The following is a 1,767-nucleotide window of genomic DNA, read 5'->3' on the forward strand; positions in this document are numbered from 1 at the left end:
GGCGGCGCTGCGCGACCGCGCCGCCGATCTCGCGGCGCCCGGCGCGGCGCAGGCCCTGGACGAGGCGGAGCGCCAGCGTTACCTGCAGGCCTCGGCGCTGATCCCGACCGGCGGCATCGTCAAGGCGACCGCCGACCGGATCACCGCCGGCGCCGGGGGCGATCTGGCCAAGGCCCGAGCCCTCTATGAATGGGTGGTGGCGAACACCTATCGCGACGCCGCCGTGCGCGGCTGCGGCAATGGCGACGTCGCAACGATGCTGCAGGCCGGCGCGCCGTTCGGCGGCAAATGCGCCGACATCAACGCGCTGTTCGTGGGGCTGGCGCGCGCCTCCGGCATTCCCGCGCGGGATGTTTACGGCATCCGCGTGGCGCCGTCGCGCTTCGGCTACAAGAGCCTCGGCGCCAACAGCCCGGCGGTCACCAAAGCGCAGCATTGCCGGGCCGAGGTCCATCTGGCCGGCTTCGGCTGGGTGGCGGCCGACCCCGCCGATGTGCGCAAGGTCGTGCTGGAGGAGCCGCCGGGCAAACTCGCCCTCGACGACCCGAAGGTGGCGGCGGCGCACCGCGCCCTGTTCGGCGCCTGGGAGGGCAACTGGATCGCCTATAACGACGCCCATGACGTGGCGCTGCCCGGCAGCGCCGGGCCGGCGATCGGCTTCCTGATGTACCCGCAGGCCGAGGTGGCGGGCGTGCGGCTCGACTGCCTCGACGCCGACAGCTTCGCCTACAGCCTGGGCGCGGCCGAAATCTCGGCCTGATGATGAAAGAGACCTCCATGGTCCTGGCAACCCGCGACAGCGATGCCGCCCCGATCCGCCTGACCAGCCTGGCGCATGGCGGCGGCTGCGGCTGCAAGCTGGCGCCCGCCGTGCTGCAGGAGCTGCTGGCCGGCCAGCCGGCGGCGACGCCGTTCCACCAGCTTCTGGTCGGCACCGAGACCGGCGACGACGCGGCGGTCTGGCAGCTCGACGACGACCGCTGCGTCATCGCCACCACCGACTTCTTCATGCCGGTGGTCGACGACCCGCGCGATTTCGGACGGATCGCGGCGACCAACGCCATCTCCGACGTCTACGCCATGGGCGGCCAGCCGATCTTCGCACTGGCCATCCTCGGCATGCCCTTGGGCAAGCTGCCGGCGGAGACGGTGCGCGAGATCCTGGCCGGCGGCGCCGCCACCTGCGCCGAGGCCGGCATCCCGGTGGCCGGCGGCCATTCGATCGACGCGCCGGAGCCGATCTACGGCCTCGCCGTGATCGGCACCTGCCGGCCATCGGAGCTGCGCCGCAACTCCGGCGCCCGGCCCGGCGACGCGCTGATCCTGACCAAGGCGCTGGGTGTCGGCATCTACTCCGCCGCCTTCAAGAAGGAGGTGCTGTCGGCCGACGGCTATGCCGAGATGATCGCCAGCACCACCCAGCTCAACCGCATCGGCGCCACGCTGGGGCGGGAGGCGGCGGTGCACGCCGTCACCGACGTCACCGGCTTCGGCCTGCTCGGCCACGGGCTGGAGATGGCGCACGGCGCCGGCGTCACTTTGGCGATCCGGGCCGACGGGCCGGCGCTGTTCGCTGGGGCGGAGGCGCTGGCGCAGGACGGCTTCGTCACCGGCGCCTCGCACCGCAACTGGGCCAGCTACGGGGCAGAGGTGACGCTGCCGCCCGGCCTGCCGGAGTGGCGCCGCCACCTGCTGACCGACCCGCAGACCTCAGGCGGGCTGCTGGTGTCCTGCGCCGCGGATGCGGCCGACGACCTGCTCGCGCGG

2 protein-coding genes are annotated in these 1,767 nt (G+C 73.3%); both read left to right on the forward strand.

What is annotated here, in order from left to right:
• Positions 1–760: transglutaminase-like domain-containing protein (locus P409_RS33495; RefSeq protein WP_034848866.1), on the forward strand; the 760-nt coding region annotated here is incomplete at its 5' end.
• Positions 761–777: 17 nt separating this feature from the next.
• The coding region (gene selD, locus P409_RS33500; protein WP_034848868.1) for a selenide, water dikinase SelD at positions 778–1,767 on the forward strand (990 nt) is incomplete at its 3' end.

This window comes from Inquilinus limosus MP06 (assembly GCF_000767795.1).
In the GTDB taxonomy this organism is placed as follows: Bacteria; Pseudomonadota; Alphaproteobacteria; order DSM-16000; family Inquilinaceae; genus Inquilinus; species Inquilinus limosus_E.